The organism is Mesorhizobium sp. ArgA1 (assembly GCF_053714375.1).
In genome coordinates, this window is record NZ_JBSKBQ010000037.1 from 1 (window position 1) to 18215 (window position 18215).

The following is an 18215-nucleotide window of genomic DNA, read 5'->3' on the forward strand; positions in this document are numbered from 1 at the left end:
CCGCGTCACACCCACAGAGTGCTCACACTATTTCCAAAACTCAGGATATGACCAAAACTAATCTCATCAAGCTCTAGTGCTCATCTGGCTCGCCCCGCCCATCTGTCATGAACGATCATTCCGAGCACCATCGCCACGACGAAGACGATGACCTCAGCCTTCCCTAGCGCTAGCGCGGAGATCGCCGGGCCAGGACAAAATCCCGCAATACCCCAGCCGATACCGAACATGGCGGAGCCGACCACGAGACGTCGATCGATCCCCCGCGTCCCCGGTAGATGAAACTCTGCGTCGAATGCCGGCCGGGCACGACGGCGGGATACCACCACGCCTATTGCGGCGACGGTGACAGCTCCGCCGAGGACGAAGGCGAGGCTTGGGTCCCATGGGCCGAACACGTCGAGGAAGCCCTGCACGCGAACGGGGTCCAACATTCCGGAGAACGATAGACCTAGGCCGAATATCAGACCGGAGGCCATTGCAGTTGCGAGTCTGGGAACACTATGAGTCATGACAAGTGCCTTCCAATGACGCTCACGGTCACGACACCCGTTGTCAGGAAGGTGACAACGGCCACCAAAGACCGCGACGACAGCCGTGCAAGCCCGAGAACGCCATGGCCGCTGGTGCAGCCGGAGCCCATCCGAGAACCGAAGCCGACAAGCAGCCCCGCGATGATCAGCGACGGCCAGGAGGCTGTGATCGTTGATGCGGGGGGCCCGCCAGCCATGAGGCGATAAAGGATCGGCCCGAAGATCAGCCCGACGACGAAGAGGGCGTTGGTCCCGATCTTCGATCCCTGCGCAAGTCTCGCGACAATGCCGCTGATCCCGGCGATCCGGCCATTGAGGAGCAGGAGCATCGAGGCCGAAAGCCCGATCAGCATGCCGCCTGCCAATGATGGAAGATATTCGTTCATTCGCTGTCTCCGCTGGCGCAGAAGATATCGTAGAGCGCGCCGACGAGCCGCTCCGCCTTACGCGCCGTCAATCTGTAGTAAATCTGCTTGCCTTCCCGGCGGGTTTCGACGATTTCGGCCTCCCGCAGCACGGTCAGCTGCTGCGAGAGATTGGGTTGATGGATGTCGAGCTTTTCCTCGAGTTCACTGACGGAATACTCGCTCTTGATGAGGGTGCAGACGATCATCATCCGCATGGGATGCGCGAGCGTCTTCAGGAGTTCGGAGACCTCAGAAGCCTTGGCCTGCAAGTCGGTGAGGTCCACAATTCGCTTTTCGATTTTCGCGGAGTTCATGTCGTCACCATGCTGACCCTTCCAGGGCGTCCAGAGGTATCTTGAGGTATCGCTTTCCATTGTCCTCGGACTCCGGCAGCCGCCCGCCGCGGATATTGACCTGCAACGAATGCACCTTCGGCATGGGTAGAGTCTTGTCGCGCTCGGTCCTGATCTTGACGAAGCTGGCGACATCGCGACCGACAATGTGCGGGTTCTGCCGCTTCTGTTCCCCGACGGTGCTTTCCCACTTCGGCTGGCGTCCGTCCGGTTGATAGTCATGACCCGTGAACAGTCGAGTCTCCTCGGGAAGCGCCAGGATCGACTGGATCGAGCTCCAGAGAGTTGCGTTTCCGCCGGGGAAATCCGCGCGCGCCGTGCCGCTGTCGGGTTGGAAGATCGTGTCGTGAACGAAGGCGGCATCACCAATCACGTAAGTCACCGAAGCCAACGTATGGCCAGCAGTCGGCGCGGCTGTCTTGGATTTGATCTATTGCGCTGCCGAGAAATGGTCCGCATGGGGATGCGTGTCGAGAATCCACTCGACCTGAAGCCCTTTCGACGCGACGTATTCAAGGATGGCGTCGGCATTTTTCGTCGCCGTTGCTCCGGACTTCTCGTCGAAGTCCAACACGGGATCGACGATCGCGCACTTGCCCGTCGTGAGGTCGGAGACCACATATTGAACGCTCCAAGTGCGCCGATCGAAGAAGCCTTTCACCTCCGGTCGTATCGAATGATGACGTGAAAGCCACGTCTCTGCTGACGAAAGATCAAAACCGTGTTTCCGGCTGAACGCAAGGACATCACTACGCTCCATGCGGCCGTCGAGGACTTCGCCGATGACGTGGAGGAGCAGAGCTCGGGTCCCGGATTTGCAGTGGGCCAGCACCTTGCCTCCCGCATCGGAGCGAGCCTTCTGGAATGCACGTAGGTCCGCTTCGGTGATAGACGGACCTGTAACCGGAATGAAGGTGTACTCCATTCCTACGTGACGAGCCGCATGTTTCTCCTTGGCATTGCCGGGCTGATCGGCGTCCTCGCCATCGGATCGCACGTTGATGAGACTGGCGAAACCCTGGTCGCGGTAACGGCCGAAGTCATCGACCCGGCTGCGAAGTGACCCAAAGCCGTTCTGTTATCTGGGTGAGGGGCACTGTCTTCTCCTGACTCGATATATGTTTATATATAATGTATAATGAACCTATAGCAAGACCCTGATGCATAATTTTGTCGAGGTATGGCCAGGTTGCGGTCCGGATGACCGTGGCCTCCAGCATGAATGCCCTTAGTAGGGCTGGCCATCCTTGTGCGTGTACTGCCACTTCCCGTCCGCATCCAACGCGGCTTTGAGGTCGTCGTTCGGATAGGTCCCTTCGTCTTCTGGGGTGCGGTCGCCCACCTCGAGGCAGACGACGTCGTTCAAGGTTCGATTCACGAGTCGGTGGGCGATCCCGGGAAATCCGGCGCACATCCCCGGGCCAAGCAGGAACTCGCCTGAGTCCCTCACCAACGTCGGTTCACCTTCCAGGATGAAGATGAACTCGTCTTGCTTGCTGTGCCGATGCAAGAGCGAGGACTCTCCGCCGGGAGCGAGTTTGGCAAGGTTCACGCCAAAGTTCCTTAAACCGAACAAGTCGCCGAGTGGCCGTTTCTCCCGTTTTCCCATGCGGCTGAAGAATGGTTCCGTATACTGGACGGCTTGGTCTGTGGCCGACGCCATGATCCACGCGCAGATTACCGCTAATGGCGCTTTCCAGCCGAAAGGGCTACGTCACAGAGGAGGCAATCTCTGTCTGCGTCCGGCTCGTCTAGCGTCTGTCGCGGCCCGCGCTTCTCTTCGGGATCGGCGCTCGGCCCCTCCCATGATGGGGTCCAGTGGATGATGTGGCCCAATCTATGCTGCATCCTGATGACGGATCATCGGAATAAACGCCGCCACGAACTCACATCACCATCGTCCGCGATGGACGTCTTCCGCCGCTACGCGGAACCTTGAATTCGAACCTCTATACCCTGTTTACGGCTTACGGCTATGCCGCCGCGTTTGCGATATTCTTCAGCCAGCACCATTTCACTACGCGCGTCATCATCGACTGGGCAGCTTCGTAGAGCAGCCTGCGCATCATGGCATCCCCGCGTAGAGAGACGTGGCCGACGCGACTCATCTCGCCGGACTGTTTCAGTACGGGCGTAAGACCCAATATCGCTCCCACCGATCGAGAATGACGGAACCTGCTGGGAGTATCGATCGTCGAGACATAGGCGAGCGAGACAATCGGTCCAGCGCCAGGCACAGTCATCAGCCGCCTGCAAACATCCTCCTCCTTCGCCTCGGTTAGAACCCTCTTGTCGAGTTTGGCGAAACCTTCTCTCAACATGCGTCGTCCAGCGAGCAGTGGCTCCATGATTTCCGCCAGTTCAGCGTCGTGTTCGACGAGTTCGAGTATCCTTCGCTCGAACATGCCGCCCGAGGCATGGCCGACCTTCAGTCCGAAGTTGCGCAAGAGCCCGCGCACCTCGTTCTCCAGGTCGATCACCTTTTCCTGCAGCAACGATCGGGCCGTTAACAAGGCACGGCGCTTCTGGCTAGTGAGCGTCTTCACGTGCACGTCCTTGAACAGCCCGACCCGCCTCATATGGGGGATGCCACGTGCATCGTTCCGATCGCTTTTATTCTGTTGAAGGGCATCCAGGAAAGCTTTGGTGTGCCGCGTCTCGATGCAAAACACCGGGAGGCCAGCTTTTGCCAGTCTTCAAACAGCCATTGGGACAAGGGTCCAGCCTCAATGCCGACCCTGTCCAAACTGAATGCCGGATCACATAGGATGGCAACAAGGTCTCCGGGGTGAGAGACCACCTTCCGTTCACGGCATACTTTCCCGTTTTCATCGACGATACAGACGCTGGTTTCTTTGACCGAGACATGGAGGCCGGCATAATGTTTCATGGCTGCGCTCCTCTGCATGATGGTTGTGCCTGTTCCCACAAGCTACTTTATCATCGGTTTAACCCCCTCTCTCTGGACGGATAAGATGGGCACGAAGCCGATTAGCCCATCTATGCTGATGCTCCTACGGCCGCACCTTTTCGGCGGTTTCTGGCGGCCGAATGGCCGATCCAGCGCAGAACCTCGCCGGCCTTGACGCTGGAGCCACGTGTTCAGACAGAATCGTAGGCTGAGGCCAAAAGTTCGTTGAAAGTGCCCCCGATACCTTGCATCGGGACAGGAAGGCCACACCTGGGGTGCGACGCGAAGCCATTACAAATGAACCATTTTCGGATTGCCATCGGTAATCGGATCCCGATATCACATACCCGCGGTTCGGCCCGCTCTGTCCCATCAGGCGGTGCCCCCGGCGCGGATTGAGCAGGCCGGGCTATCCTACGTGCTCGCAGTACGTTTTTTAATCGAGAAAGTTCCGTCACGAAAGACGAAGGGCCTGGGCGAAAGCCGACCGTTCTGCTCCGCCGCGAGCTTTTCCACGAGCTGAGCCCGCGAAACAACGAGCTGGAATTTTGAATTCCAGCCGCATTCTATTTGAGCTTGGGCCTCGCGTTGATCGAAGCGCCAGAATGCGGTTCTCCATCGAAGCAGCATGACCTGGCGAGGCACAGTCAGATCCTATGAGAGAGGTGGATAGCGACGGCACTGTGGGAAAGTGAGTCGCTGAAATATCTCACTTTGTAGGCCGAACATGGCGACGCAATGGTGTTTGAACCATCACCACGCTGTCGAGGGCGCGACAAAGGCTGTCCAGCTCAAGGGTGCTCTCACGAAGCTTTCCGTTCGGCATGAATTGTGCGTGGACGTCGGCAAAGCCGGCATGTCTGATTACCTACGGAAAGGAACCGCCCGTGTACAAATCCGCCCTTCTGATTCTCAGTATGTAGCTCACCTGGGATCGGCAATAGCGTCCGCAGGGGAGGGCGGTTCAGGCACTGGCCAGCTGATTTCGAGCGCGCTCTCACCGTCAATGACCGCTACGCCAAGCTTACCGTGAACATCCCTAAAGAGGCCTTCTGGCTAAGCGCGGGCCACGCCTTCGTTTATAGCCGAATTACCCCATGGCAAGCGCGAGTTCATAAGGGTCGACGCCCTAACCGGCCAGAGCCGGCCGGCGTTCGATCAGGCCCGCCTCGCCGCGGCGCTGACGCACCTGAGCTGTCCCGTCGCGAAGTTCCTTCCGTCCCGAGACGGAAGACGTGGTTCTTATTCCCAGCCTTCGGTGCGGATAGCGGTAGGCGGCTTCACGTTGACGAGCTGCGACGGGCACGCTTTACCCTCGAAAGCATGATTCGCCTCGATCCCGCGACCGCCAGCTCCCCTGTTCCGCCCGCCGTCCCGGCCTGGGCGCTCGCAAGCGCCGGCGCGTCGAGCGACGCTGACGCCGCCTTCCAGGCCGGCGCCGCCTTGGGCGTGCTCGACACGCTTGCACAGGCACAGCCTGCCTGGGTCGGCGCCTGGCGCCAGCGGCAGGCGCTGAGATGCGCCGCTGGCGGCATGCGGCTGGCCGGGCGCGCCGAAGACGAACCCGCCCTGCGCGATGCCTGGCACTTGCGCCCAGCGGGCGCCGATCCCGGCCCCGCCGGCGCCATTTTTGGCGCCTGGCGGCAGCTGGCCGTGCAGCCACCCGCCGCCAGCGCCGACCGGCTCGAAAAGATCGTCGACCAGCTCGTGCTCCATTGGGATGGCGCGGCGCTCGCCGACCTCTGCACGGAGATCGAAAAGCCTGCGGGGTCGCAGCAGCCGGCGCCATCCGCCGTCGCCGCGACCACGGCTCACGTCGTTGCCATGCGGCCCGATGCTGAGCTTTTAGCTTGGTGGCTGGCGGACCTGGTGCTGGCGTAAAGCCTGCGCTGGCCGCTGCCGCTGCCGCTGCTGATGGCGCAGGCCTTTGGTCCGGCTTTTCGCGGCGAGGCCGGCGGCGGCAAGCGCATCCGACCCGGGCAAAAAGGTTTTGAGCGGACGGTCTGCGTCGCGCTGGTTCAAGCGGCGGCCGAGGCCTGTCGGTTGGCCGCCGAGCTGTCACGCCGCACCGAAAAACTCCTGGCCGTGGCGCCGAAAACTGCGCGCCAAGGGCGCCGGCGAGGTGATTTTTTTGCTGCTCAATGAGGATGCCGTCTCCGGATCGCTGACGACAAAAAACCTGTCGCGTTTTGCCGCGCGGCGGCTGTTCGAGCGGCTGCAACAACTCGAGGCCGTGCGCGAGCTCTCCGGCCGTTCCTCTTTCCGGCTTTTTGGGCTCTGCGATGAGCGAAGCGTCCGCCCGCCGCAAGACAAACGATCAACCCGCCTTGCTCGACACCGACCTCGAGCACCTGCCGCCGGAACTGCGCTGGCGCGAATGGATGGGCCGCGTTGAGGCGGTAATCTTTGCCGCCAGCGAACCGGTGACACGTAGTGTCCTCGCGCGGGTGGTGGGAAGAAGCTGCAATATCGAGCTGATCATCAACGACATCCGCGCCGAGCTTGCCGGCCGCCCCTACGAGCTGGTCGCGGTTGCCGGTGGCTGGCAGCACCGGACCAAAAAGGTTTTTGGCGACGTCATCCATGCCGCCTTCGGGACAGCCGCGGGGCAGGGGACAAAAGAACTGTCGCAGGCGGAGGCCCTTGTCCTCATGTGCATCGCCTATTTCCAGCCGATCACCCGTGGCGAGCTGTCTTCCTTCTTCGGCAAGGAGGTGTCGCGCGACCTGATCGGCGTGCTGCGGGCGCAGGACCTAATCGCCTCGGGCCGCGTAGTCCGCAGCCGGGCGCGCCTTACACCTATGTGACGACCAAGACTTTTCTCTCGCAGTTCGGGCTCGACACGCTGCGCCAGCTGCCGGATTTCGAGGCGCTCGAGGACGCCGGCCTGCTGTCGAAGGAGAAGCTGCTGGCCGGCGATATTCCAGCCGGGTTGGCCAACCGGGAGGGTGAGGATCATGTCGTTGAGGACCAGGTACCGTGACCGAGGCGTTGTTGCGTTGCGACCCAGAAAGAGCCGATGACTCACGACCAGGACGATTGATCGTGCGGCAGCCGGTGATCAGGGTCGTGAACCGCGACATGATCGCCGTCGACAAGATTGGCCGGAAAGATCACCAGATTGGTGCCGCCGGCGTGACGTAGCGACGGGAACAGGATGCCGCGATGTCCGGCCGTGATGACCATGTCCGCGAGCTTCCACGATGTCGGGATTTTCTTGTCGATGCGAGCGATCTTGCGCCAGGCACAATCCCATTCCTGCCAGACGCCGTCCCAGATGTTTGGGTCGAACCCTTGCGAAAGGTCGGCTACCTTGGTGAGTGTGATCTTGTAAGCCGCAAGGGTAGCCGGCGGGGTGATGCTGGCGCCCTGCTTGTATTCATCATGAGCCGTCTGCGTTGAACGGGACAGATAGAGCGCTTCCACGCCTGGCCGGTTGAAACGACCGCCGTCAATCGCCGCGCCTGCACCGCTGGTGGGCAGGAAGGCCCATTTGGGTGTCAGATAGCGATGGAAGATCTCCTTCGGCCCGACGCGGGCGACTTTCACCCACGCGCCCCGTTCTCAAGATCCCGGATGAAGGCCAGGACTGCTTCGACCTGGCCGTCGGCGACGAGCTCGGCAGCCGTGCGGTGGCCATAGTCGGCGATCGGTTCATTGCGATACCAGTAGATCGCCTTGTCGATGTCGCCGGAGAGTTCCGTTGCGGCCGAAATCACCTTGACCATCTCGCGCATCCGGCCCTGCAGGCGCTCCGATGACGGGTTACGGAGCGTGTTGCGGTGGACACCGGTCAACTGAGCGAGGTTGGCCACCTTCACGCCAAGCGCCTCCGACAGGCGCTTCGGCGAGATGTAGGGTGTGCGCGGCTCCTGAAGGCTATCGACAAAGCCTGAGACCATCCTGGAATGCGCGAGCTGTGCCTCGGTCACGACAAATCTCCGGCCTCTCATACGCACAATATATGCACATTTCGACGCATAGCAAGCGAACAGCGGCCTGTCACCTGCCATCCTCGCTCTTGGAATAAAGCAGCAGCAAGCGGTTCGATTTCATGTAGTTCAACATTTTCACCGCACCCATACTTCTGCCTTTCGGCGTGCGTTGGTTGACAATGGTCCTGCTGGTTGACAGACTCTAAGAAATGCCCGATTCGAGAAAGAGAGAGTGAAGATGCTGCCTTGGGACTATCACCCCGAGCTGACCGTAGAACGGCTTGTCAAGGTTGCACAACTGCTCGCCCTGGGCCGTGGCAGTGCGGTCGACCGCTTTGACCCCGCAATAGGAGACGACAACTGGACCTTGGGAGTCTGCGCCTACAACTACGGCTGCTTTCAGATCGCAAAGGCTGCCGGCACACTGGGTTTCGAATGGCTGAGAGTAATTGATCCCGGCAAACATTTCCAGTTCAGCATCGGAGGTGTTCCAATGCGCTTCTGGCGCGGAGATCCCGCAGAGCCTACCGCAAAGATTTCTATTGCCACTCCCTTCGAGCAACTGCTGCTTGACCTGGAGCCAGGCATTCCGACCGCCGGCATGCTGTTTCGAATCGGAGTAACGACCGACATGGATGGCGCGCTCCTCGGAGCTAGTTTCGTCGCGTTACGCAACGACCAAGCCGAACTCGTGTGGCCTTTGCCACTTGCTGAAGCGGAGCCGTTGATCGTGCTCCTGGACGAAGCGCGGCCTGAGGGTATTGAACTTTCATCGCCGTCTGTCAGCGATCACCGGTACGACGAGGACGAGCATGGCGACGATATCGCCTCTTCTTCCGACAAGGTGTAAGCGTGGCAACGAAAGGAAGTCCGCCGGGCCAAGTCCGGGAGGATCGGGCGCGTTTCTTTTACGGCGATAAGCTCCGATTGGCGCGACTGCTGGCTGGGCTATCGCTCGATGAGCTAGGCGGGCTTGTAGCGGCTAGCCGGCAGTTTGTTCATCAGCTTGAAACGGGCGCCAAGGAACCGACCGACGAGATGCGTGACGCTTTAGCAGCTGCGCTCGCGGTGACGTCTGCTTTCTTTGCAACGCCGGCGACAAACCCCGTCCGTGAAGAAGACTGTCACTTCCGTCGGCTGGCGAGCGCCCCACGAGCGCTGACTGCGCAGGCTGTGGCCCGAGGAACAGCTCTAGAAGCGCTAGTTGACGCGCTCGAGGGGCAGGTGCGCATGCCGATGGTCAACTTTCCAGAGGAGCCGCGCCCCGCTTCGCCAGACGCGATAGAGCGCATTGCCGAGAATGCTCGACAGCACTGGGGTCTGGGCCCTGATGGTCCAATCACCAGTATGATGCGGGTTGTGGAGAATGCTGGTGCAGTGGTGGTCCAATTCGATGATCTCACTGACCGCATCGATGCGCTGTCTATGGCTCGGCGCCGGCCTATCATCGTTCGCTCAACCGCGAAAGTTGCCGGCGCCCGCTTGCGCTTCGACCTTGCACACGAAGCCGCTCACCTGATCATGCATCAAGGCATCCAGACCGGCGACAGTGTCACTGAAGGGGAGGCGCACCGGTTCGCCGGGGCCTTTTTGATCCCGCGCACCGCGTTCGCGCGTGAATTTCCTCGAAGTCGGCGGACTCTCGATTGGAATGCACTGTTTTCAATGAAGCTTCGTTGGAAGGTTTCGGTACGCGCCATCGCCCGGCGCGCGTTTGATCTGGGTTTAATCAACGCTGCGCAATATCGCACCGCCAACATCCAACTGGTAAAGACCGGACAAGCTAAGGCGGAGCGCTACGACGAACGGGTTGCGATCGAGGAGCCAGAGTTGCTGCGCGCGGCCATCAGCTGGATTTCCAATCGTGACCCGATTGTCCTTTACCGCCTGCTTGCCAAACTTGGCATGGCCCCTGAGCTATTTACGCGACTTACCGGCGAGCGCCTGCCGACGTTACTCGATAATATTGTACCGTTCGGTACAGATAGGATACGGCGAGATACGGACTCGGAAGCCGGCGGCTCCCTCTAAAATCAGCCGATCTGCTCGATCCGCCAACTGGTCTTGGTTTTGACCGAGAGCGTCCGGTTGAGGTACGCAATGAGCATGCTGGCGTGCTGAGGCTTTGGAACGAAGAACATCACTGCCCCTCTGTCCAACTGGACCAGCTCATGATGAACTCTTGGGACTTGAACGCCGCCCTCAGTCATGAAGTCGCGGATCGAAAGGTCATGCCAAGGCATTGAGTCCAAGGCATAGTAAGCGCCGACCGACTTGAAATAGGCGAACAAGGTATCCCTGTCAGATCCGTATTGGTCAAAACGGGCGGCATATCGCAGATCGATCACCGACCTGGGTTTGCTAGACAGCACCGCCTTTTGAAGCGTCCGGCCGTGCACCGTATCCATGGCGACGACGAAAACGCGCAAATCGGGAACGGCAAGCGCGTCGAACAAATCGAGCTGATCGGCACGTGGTGAGTTCAGCACAGTATCACGAGTGGCGACCTCATGCGTTTGCGCGACAACGCGACCATCGACGCGGCTATGCCAGCTTCCGGTATTCTCGACGAGTGTGAGTTGCGGTTTCGCCACGCTATTTCGCCAAGGCTGCTTCGAGTTCGGGATAGCCTACCGTCAAGGTGGTCCATTCGCTACCCCATTCTGGTGCCCGCATCTCAAATTCACCGCTTGTCTTATTCTTGAGTTGCCACGTCTTCTCGAATGCACGGACGTACATCCGGGGTGCTACCCCCACGAAGGGTCTGAAAAGCACCTTAGGCTCATTGAGCTTAACGTCGTCCTTATCGACGTCCAAAGCGGTACGCAGTTGCGCCCGTGCGGCACCGATGCTCTTTGGGACCGGCGGTATCCACTCGGACGGGGTCACTTCGATGGAATCGCTATGCAGCTTTCTGGCCAGGCTCTTGGGGTATGGCTCGATGAACTGAACTTCGTACACGCCGGCACTGACGATGTGTCTGGCGCAATAGTGGCACGGATATGTCGTGACGAAGAGGCGGGTACCGACGGTCGAGACACCCTCGCGCCCGGCCGACAGCAGCGCATCCATTTCGGCATGGACCGCACGACTGAACTCTATAAGGCCTCCCAGCCGAGTCTTCCGGATGCGCGCAGCCAGGTCGATCTTGTCCGAAACCTGCTTCAGTTCCGGGATGACCTCGATCAAGTTGTCGATGATTTCGTTCTGCTCGCGGTTGCTGCTGCAGTACGCCTCGGCGCGGAAAGCGCAACGATGATCGTCAATGCCTCTGCTTGACGTCGCGAAGCGCTCACCATAGACGCCACCTCCAGCCGCCGGCACTTCGTTCGTTCCGGTCGCAACCACAGTTCCATCGGCGTCGACCAATGCTGCGCCCACCTGTCGGGATAAACAGGCGCTGCGCACGCGCGCGGAGTGGGCATGGTGCATCGCGGTCTCCTCTATGGTGGGCCGCTCCACCCGATCATGAGAGATGATGCTAACGAACCTGCTCAAATCGGTATCAAGCAGGTTCTTGGTGCCGTTCGGGTCGTCACGGGTATTGTCGATAAAGAAATCCGCCTCGTAGAACGCTTCGGTCACATGCTGGCCATGCTTGCGACTGGAGTCGTCCGAGTCACGATCCATGAAACGGTCGACGGCGTTCTGCGTTTCGGGCAGCCCTTTCTCCGGCCCGCGGAAGTATTTCTCAAGAATTCGTGCGCGACGCACGCCCTCCTCGCAAACGACTCCGATCAGCCCGAATGCATTGCCGTACGTTCTGCGCATCAGGTGAATTTCGGCCGGGTGCCTTATCGAATCGATAAGGTAGACGCGTTTGACGCTGTCGGGAATGACCTTCTCGCCCTTGACGTAAGTCTGACCGGTGCGATTGGCACGTCGCTGTGCGATTTCGCGCATTGCCGCTTTGGCGACTTCGGCCATGTCATGCTCGCGCATCGAGTCACCCAGGTTCTGCAACTCGGTAACCAGTTCCAAGGTCTTGGTCCCGACTCCAGGGAAGGCCAGGCCGTTCTCATTTGCCCAGGTTCGGATCAAGTCGCTTGCCTTGATCAGGTGAACTTCATAGCCCCCTGACTTGCAAACGCGTTGCAGAGCCTTGATCGCCTGCGACGCACCTGCCCCTACCGGACCGACAACGGCGAAGAAAAGTTCTTTCGAGTGATTCCCAGCCAAGACGGTCTTGCTATCCGGCCTCTGACCAGCCTTCTGTTCAATCTTCCTAACGGCCGTCGATCTCGCCATGCTAGCGCCTCCCCGATCCCCATTCGCCTTATTCTTTTTCCATATCGAAGAACTCGCAAAGTGCAAGCGTCTATAGCATTAGTATAATCACGAAACCCAGAAGAAACCCCCGATGTTGCACTACTTAGAGAAGCCCGGCACTTAAGGGAGAGAGCCCGATGATTTAGCGGACTGTAAGGATGGGAACTAAGAAACCTGACACCAATCGGCTGGGGATCGCAACGTTAGCCGAGGAGGCCTACAATCGTGACGCACTGCAAGGCTCGTAAAGCTTAACGTTGTGAGCTACTCCGCGGCCAGCTCTAGGCGGCGCTTCTCGGCCAGGAGGCTGCCGATGGTGGAGCCGTTGGCCCCGCCAACGTTCCTTGCATCCTCCAGCATACGGCGCATTCCAGCAAATTTCTCTGGCTGACTGCGGCGCGCTTGTGTGTGTTCTTGCAGCCAGGCTTCAACCTCCTCGGGCGTAGCATCATTTATCGCCTTACGGTCGTAGCGCAGTTTGCCGTCCGCTCCACGGCTTTTGACAGCAATGGTTTGCCAGATGCCGGAATAGCCACCAAAAAGCTCGCCCTGACCTGGCACCTCCCGGACTCGCCGGCGGGCAACTTCGTTGACAATCTTGGTCAACGCGATGGTTTCGAGTTCAGACCGCGCGGCCGAAATGAGCGCGGTATGACCTTTTCGCAAAGCGTCGATCAAAGCCTTTGTGCTGATGTCGCTGCCATTGGCGGCGGAATTGATCATCGTGTTTATGGCAGTTCGAACTTCCAACAAGGACATCAAGAACCCCCTTTGCTGAAATGGGTAAGAGCCCGTTCGACGGCACCAGCCGCGACTTCGTCGGCATTTTTTGATGTCATGCGAATGGCTTGGGGCCGGACCTGGTCGATCACAGCCGCTACATGCCGGCCTGCAGCTACTCGGAACGCCTCGTTCGTGTCGCGCTCTGGACCTAGTGGAATGGCATGGTCCAACTCAGTGATGATTAGCAGATCGTACCGTGTGGCATGGGCAGCGACTACAGTCTGCAATTCTGAAAGTCGTTCCCGACTGATCGTGCGGGATGAAACCTCCAAAGCTGCAGTGAGGTAGCCCAGGGCATCCGGGACCGGACGATCGACCAGAACAATGTCGCTCGTAAGCAGCGCCTCCGCCTCCTGCCGCATGCCTTCGGCGATGATCCACAACGTGCTTTCATAGGTATGATCGGTCAGGATAGGAAAGCCTGCATCGCGTGCCTTGGTGGCAAGATCACCGATCTGGCCCACGCTCAAACCGCGACCTTCGAGTTTTTCGGCCACGCTGCAGACAAAGGTAGATTTGCCGGTTGAATGTGTCCCAGCGATTCCGATCATGAAGGGAGGCTTTTTCACAGAAGCACCCCTTGGCGATTGTTGAGGATATCGGCACCCATCAAAGCTGTCATTCTTGAGTTGGCTGGCAAACTTGAGATAAGTTCGATGAACAGAAGCGCAGTGACCACGGTATCGAAGGCTGCTGAGTGATGGCGTCCTCCGGTTAGTCGCTCCGCTTCTTCCGAAATGTTCAGAGCCTGACTGAGATTCTCAAGCCCGTAGGATGTCAGCCCCGGACGAATTGCCTTCGCCAACCGAAGGGTGTCGATTGCCATCGAAGGCTTCCAGTCAGGGATCGATCTGGAAATGATTTCGAGCTCGACGCGGACATTGTGTCCAATGATTCTCTGTCCATCTGTCCAAGTCATTATCTCGCCGGCGATATCGTCAATCGAAGGCGCCTTTGCGACGTCGTCTTGCGTAATGCCATGAATGCGTGTTGCGGCGGCAGCTATTGGTCCATTCGGTTGCACGCGCCACTCCCACCGCCGCGCGCCGATTTTCAGATCGTTGACTGATGTGATCGCTAGCTCAACGATTTCAGGTGGAGTGGCGCCGCTCCCTTCTACGTCCATAACGAAAAAAGTCTCGTTCTCTATTCCCATCCGACTTCTGCTCTGCCGTGTCTGCCGTGGTGATGCGGCTGTGCCCGATCATGGACCTGATAGTTCAATGCGTGTTGCATAAAGTACCGCTGCTGCTCCCGGCTACCGAGAACTTCGATGTTCCGTTCGCTGATGCGAATATCGGCGGTGTCCAAACCGACAGAGGCCGCAAGGGCTGCGACAGTTCCGGGATCCGGCCTCACATGGTGTTGCGCGCATATCGCCAACTGACGGGCTGGACAAATGTCGCAAACTTCCCGAATGCCAAAATGGCCATTATAGTCTGCAATACCGTGGGCGAACGCAACTGCACATGAAGTTTTGCGGAACAATGGTTGTGCCCCGAAAGCGGCGATCACCTTAAGCTCCAATTCTCGCGGCAAGATCTTGCGGCGCGCAATGGTTCGATACATTTCGGGCACGCCTGTGGCCTCGAAGTGGGCCTTGATCTGCTCCCTATAGAAAAGGCCGGTGAAGGCGGTGGCGTCTGCCATTTTGGCAAGCTCACTTGCGCGGCGCAGATGCCAATCGGTATCGTTAACTCCTGCTATCAACGGTCTCCAATAGAGGACCGATTTAGTCCGTCCTTTGTGATCGGCAAGGATGGCTAGCGACCTCTCGGCGATGGCGCTGTCAACGGGTTCTATGCGTTGGTCATTGATGCCAGACCAAGTGATCAACACTGTAACGCGCAGGTTGGATAGGCGTTCAAGTCGAGTGACATCGTCTGCTTCGATATTCCAGCGCGTGATTATCAGCATTGGGTTCGAAAGGCCCTTTGCATCCAAAGCCTCGAGGCAGGCGAAAAGGTGATTTTTGACGCCGGGCAGGAAGGGATCGGTCGCTCTGTTGAAGATCTGAAGCGGTGTTGTGTTGGCTCGAAAGGCCCAGTGGGTCATCAAGGTTTCGACGGCATTGTCGTCCGACATGACCAGGTGTGGCTTTTTCATGTCATAATTGTCGAATAGATGGCGCACACAATAGCCGCAGTCGAGAGGGCACCCTACGACGTGATTTAGGCTCAAGCCTGATTTTCTGTAGTCGACGACATCCCTCAAGACTGCCGGTAAATTCTTGTCGGCCATACGAAGTTCAACCAATCACCCCTCCACCCGAAAGGTCGGCGAATCCGCCGAATAAAGAGAGCGTAGCTTGATCTGTCATCGAAAAGCAACATTCCACCCACTAAGAAGCAGCAATGTCTAGCATGGAGTGAGTACTTACGGCCTCTTCTGTCCTTTCCGTGCCGTCCGTCAGTTAAGATGCCCGCTGCAGGCGAACCGTCGGAGACGTGCAGGCCGATATCCCCGGTTGGGGCGCTATGGGTAGCCAGCTCTCTAGATCGGATCAACGCTGGCCGCGGCGGTAGCCGCTGCAGTGGTCCGCACTGACACGCTTCGCCCTCTACCAATCGAGGCAGCTGGTGCGGGTGCTCGATGCTGGGATTCTCGGGTAGCGCCCAACCACTCTTACCAGGCAGGCCGGCATCACGCCGGTGCGTATCCGGTTCGAACCTTGTAATTGACATTGATCGAGGCTGTCGGCAGTAGCTGCAATGTCAGTCTGGGTGAGAGGATTCGGGACGAACATGGGTGAAGCAAAGCAAAAGGCCGCCGCGATTTCAAAATGGCTGGATGGTCTTTCTGATGAAGCGAAAATCGTTAACGACGCTGCTCAAGCTTTGTTCGACAAATTCATCAAGCCGAGGCATGTCACAGGTATGTGCTATCACTCAGTATTTTTTCTGCACGAATTTTTAAAAGACAGGCACGGAATTATCACGGTTCCGGTCGTGGGCTACGTCAATGACGGAACCGACGACATAATGATTTCCCACGCCTGGTTGGAGTATGACTGTAAGAAGACTGATGTTAGCCTCGCCGTGACAGCACATCCAGATGTCTCGCCCGCAGGGGAACTCATAGTCCTCGATCGGGTGGTGAAGCGTGGACACAAGTATTCCTACCATCGCGAGATGACGACGGCCGGGCTGTTGCAGCTGCAGAAAATGCGTATGACTGGCCAGCAAGCGCTCGTTGATCATAAGATGGAAGAGCACTCGATCATGACGGCCCGGAGCACGCAAACTGATTTGATCCGCTCCTACCTTGACGGCGAGCCGAACGGTTTGACCTATGAGAAAATTGTTGCGTTGATCGAATCCTGATCGGTCAGCGATAAAGCCAAACCTCCGTCCGTCAACCTTCTTACAGGGCGACGCCTGGTTGTTCGTTCTATAACCGGTGGAGGCCTATGCTACGAGTCTTGCTGCGCCATGTCATGGCACAGCAAGAGCTGTGAAATGCTAGATAGTTTTAAGCCCCGCCGCCTACTTCGCCACCAACGAGATGCGTGAATGTCAAGGGGCGATGCCAAGCAGCGCGGGCAGTGAAAAAGGTTCGCGGCAACCTCAACCCCGGTAGAAGACTGGTCGCAATGCAAGCAAAACCAGATGTCGCCTACCTCATGACTTAGGGGGTGCTCGGCACGGCCGGCGCTGTCTGGCGCGGTTGAGCGCCGAGGCCAGTCCGAGGCGATTCGCGCGAGCTATGGCGGGAGATGGGTGATGACGGTTTGAGAGAGGCGGCGTATCGAGGCGGGTGACGAAGCCTGCCAGAACCTCCCGAAGGAGCGATACGCCATGACGACAGATAGCAGCATTCTTCACTTTCCACATCCCGCCGAGGCGGACGATCCGCTGACATCGATTCTGCGCGATGGAGCGCGGCGGTTGCTGGCACAGGCGATCGAGGCGGAAGCGGCGGCGTTTCTCGCCGCCATGCAGGGCGAACGCCTTGCCGATGGGCGTGCCCGCGTGGTGAGGCACGGTCACGGCCCGGAGCGCACGATCCAGACGGGGATCGGCCCGGTCCCGGTGCAGCGGACGAAGCTGCGCGACCGTGCCGCAGCGGCCGAGGATCGCATCACCTTCACCTCGGCGATCCTGCCGCAATGGGCACGGCGGACGAAGAGCCTCGATGCGCTGCTGCCGGTTCTCTACCTGCGCGGCATCTCGACCGGCGATTTCCAGGAGGCTCTGGCGGCGCTGTTCGGCAAGGACGCGCCAAACCTGTCGCCGTCGGTGATCGGGCGACTGAAGGAGGAGTGGACGCACGACTATGATCGCTGGCAGCGCCGCGATCTCGCCGCCAGGCACTACGTCTACATCTGGGCCGACGGTGTCTACCTTCAGGCGCATGGAGGAGGATGCTGCCTGCATGCTGGTCGTCATCGGCGCGACACCGGAAGGCAAGAAGGAACTGATCGGCTTTCAGGTCGGTGTGCGCGAGAGCGCCCAAAGCTGGCGCGAATTGCTCGTCGATCTGAAGGCCCGTGGCCTTTCCATTGCGCCACAGATCGCCGTCGGCGACGGTGCGCTCGGCTTCTGGAAGGCGCTCGACGAGATCTTTCCTTCAACGCGTCACCAGCGCTGCTGGCAGCACAAGCTCGTCAACATCCTCAACAAGGTGCCGAAGTCGGTGCAGCCGAACATGAAGGCCGACCTGCGCGAGATCCGCGACGCGCCGGATCGGGCGACAGCCGAGGTCGCCATCACCGTGTTCGCCGACAAATACAGCGCCAAATACCCCAAGGCCGTCGACTGCCTGACCAAGGACCGCGAGGCGCTGCTGAGCTTCTTCGACTTCCCGGCCGAGCATTGGGACCACTTGCGCACGTCGAATCCAATCGAAAGTGTCTTCGCCACCGTCCGCCACCGGACCGTGCGCGCCAAACCCGACTTCAACAGTTGTTTTTGAATAGATCTTTATAATCAATGAGATGTGCGGCCTCCAAGTTTCCTTAGCACCACACGATCCCCAGATCGTTGCGTATGAGACAGCTATTCGCGGATGTTTGCCGGCAGGGC

15 protein-coding genes and 5 pseudogenes are annotated in these 18215 nt (G+C 59.0%); 6 read left to right on the plus strand and 14 right to left on the minus strand.

Annotation, left to right across the window (positions count from 1 at the left end):
* Positions 1-80: 80 nt before the first annotated feature.
* The 6 genes and pseudogenes from ACWGTI_RS30890 to ACWGTI_RS30915 form a co-directional block, all read right to left on the minus strand.
* On the minus strand, positions 81-512 hold the full coding sequence (locus ACWGTI_RS30890; protein WP_454577964.1) for a DUF6691 family protein: 432 nt from the start codon (positions 510-512) through the stop codon (positions 81-83).
* The gene (locus ACWGTI_RS30895; RefSeq protein ID WP_454577963.1) at positions 509-919 is read right to left on the minus strand and encodes a YeeE/YedE family protein; all 411 of its coding nucleotides are present in this window, start codon (positions 917-919) and stop codon (positions 509-511) included. The genes ACWGTI_RS30890 and ACWGTI_RS30895 overlap by 4 nt, the downstream gene beginning before the upstream one ends.
* Entirely contained in the window at positions 916-1254 is a 339-nt protein-coding gene (bigR, locus tag ACWGTI_RS30900; protein ID WP_454578000.1) for a sulfite-sensing transcriptional repressor BigR, read from the minus strand. The genes ACWGTI_RS30895 and bigR overlap by 4 nt, the downstream gene beginning before the upstream one ends.
* A 4-nt stretch (positions 1255-1258) precedes the next feature.
* A pseudogene (locus ACWGTI_RS30905) lies at positions 1259-2390 on the minus strand (beta-lactamase hydrolase domain-containing protein).
* A gap of 131 nt (positions 2391-2521) precedes the next feature.
* Positions 2522-2845: a cupin domain-containing protein gene (locus ACWGTI_RS30910; RefSeq protein WP_454590484.1), complete on the minus strand. Its 324-nt coding sequence runs from the start codon at positions 2843-2845 to the stop codon at positions 2522-2524.
* A 445-nt stretch (positions 2846-3290) separates the two neighbouring features.
* A pseudogene (locus tag ACWGTI_RS30915) lies at positions 3291-4183 on the minus strand (IS110 family transposase); the annotation flags it as partial.
* A 1344-nt stretch (positions 4184-5527) separates the two neighbouring features.
* Here ACWGTI_RS30915 and ACWGTI_RS30920 point away from each other — a divergent pair.
* A pseudogene (locus tag ACWGTI_RS30920) lies at positions 5528-6482 on the plus strand (DUF1403 family protein); the annotation flags it as partial.
* A 4-nt stretch (positions 6483-6486) separates the two neighbouring features.
* A pseudogene (gene scpB, locus ACWGTI_RS30925) lies at positions 6487-7187 on the plus strand (SMC-Scp complex subunit ScpB).
* Between the two features lie 41 nt (positions 7188-7228).
* Here scpB and ACWGTI_RS30930 read toward each other — a convergent pair.
* Together ACWGTI_RS30930 and ACWGTI_RS30935 are read right to left on the minus strand one after the other, a co-directional pair.
* Positions 7229-7753 carry an RES family NAD+ phosphorylase gene (locus ACWGTI_RS30930; RefSeq protein ID WP_454590485.1) on the minus strand — a complete coding sequence of 175 codons (525 nt, stop codon included), beginning with the start codon at positions 7751-7753 and terminating at the stop codon, positions 7229-7231.
* Positions 7750-8157 (minus strand): hypothetical protein, encoded by a 408-nt coding sequence (locus ACWGTI_RS30935; RefSeq protein ID WP_454590486.1) that lies wholly within the window; start codon positions 8155-8157, stop codon positions 7750-7752. Before ACWGTI_RS30935 ends, ACWGTI_RS30930 begins: the two co-directional genes overlap by 4 nt.
* Before the next feature lie 214 nt (positions 8158-8371).
* On the opposite strand from ACWGTI_RS30935, the gene ACWGTI_RS30940 reads away from it, so the two are divergent.
* Both ACWGTI_RS30940 and ACWGTI_RS30945 read left to right on the plus strand, forming a co-directional pair.
* Positions 8372-8989, plus strand: a complete 618-nt coding sequence (locus tag ACWGTI_RS30940) for a hypothetical protein (RefSeq protein WP_454590487.1) — start codon at positions 8372-8374, stop codon at positions 8987-8989.
* 77 nt (positions 8990-9066) lie between these two features.
* Positions 9067-10170, plus strand: coding sequence for a helix-turn-helix domain-containing protein (locus tag ACWGTI_RS30945; RefSeq protein ID WP_454577958.1), 1104 nt, complete (start codon positions 9067-9069; stop codon positions 10168-10170).
* 2 nt (positions 10171-10172) lie between these two features.
* Here the strand turns inward: ACWGTI_RS30945 and ACWGTI_RS30950 are convergent, their stop codons facing one another.
* From ACWGTI_RS30950 to ACWGTI_RS30975, 6 genes are all read right to left on the minus strand, one after another.
* Entirely contained in the window at positions 10173-10733 is a 561-nt protein-coding gene (locus ACWGTI_RS30950; RefSeq protein WP_454577957.1) for a hypothetical protein, read from the minus strand.
* A 1-nt stretch (position 10734) separates the two neighbouring features.
* Positions 10735-12387: an anti-phage dCTP deaminase gene (locus ACWGTI_RS30955; RefSeq protein ID WP_454590488.1), complete on the minus strand. Its 1653-nt coding sequence runs from the start codon at positions 12385-12387 to the stop codon at positions 10735-10737.
* 285 nt (positions 12388-12672) lie between these two features.
* Complete coding sequence (locus tag ACWGTI_RS30960) at positions 12673-13167, minus strand: hypothetical protein (protein ID WP_454590489.1); 495 nt, start codon at positions 13165-13167, stop codon at positions 12673-12675.
* Positions 13167-13760: an AAA family ATPase gene (locus ACWGTI_RS30965; protein ID WP_454590490.1), complete on the minus strand. Its 594-nt coding sequence runs from the start codon at positions 13758-13760 to the stop codon at positions 13167-13169. The genes ACWGTI_RS30960 and ACWGTI_RS30965 overlap by 1 nt, the downstream gene beginning before the upstream one ends.
* Entirely contained in the window at positions 13757-14347 is a 591-nt protein-coding gene (locus ACWGTI_RS30970) for a 3'-5' exonuclease (protein WP_454590491.1), read from the minus strand. Before ACWGTI_RS30970 ends, ACWGTI_RS30965 begins: the two co-directional genes overlap by 4 nt.
* On the minus strand, positions 14338-15447 hold the full coding sequence (locus tag ACWGTI_RS30975; RefSeq protein WP_454590492.1) for a radical SAM protein: 1110 nt from the start codon (positions 15445-15447) through the stop codon (positions 14338-14340). The genes ACWGTI_RS30970 and ACWGTI_RS30975 overlap by 10 nt, the downstream gene beginning before the upstream one ends.
* A 488-nt stretch (positions 15448-15935) precedes the next feature.
* Between ACWGTI_RS30975 and ACWGTI_RS30980 the strand changes: the two genes are divergently transcribed.
* A complete protein-coding gene (locus ACWGTI_RS30980; RefSeq protein WP_454590493.1) occupies positions 15936-16514 on the plus strand; it encodes a hypothetical protein in 579 nt (192 codons plus the stop codon).
* Positions 16515-16988: 474 nt separating this feature from the next.
* Positions 16989-18081: pseudogene (locus tag ACWGTI_RS30985) on the plus strand (IS256 family transposase); the annotation flags it as partial.
* Positions 18082-18215: the final 134 nt, after the last annotated feature.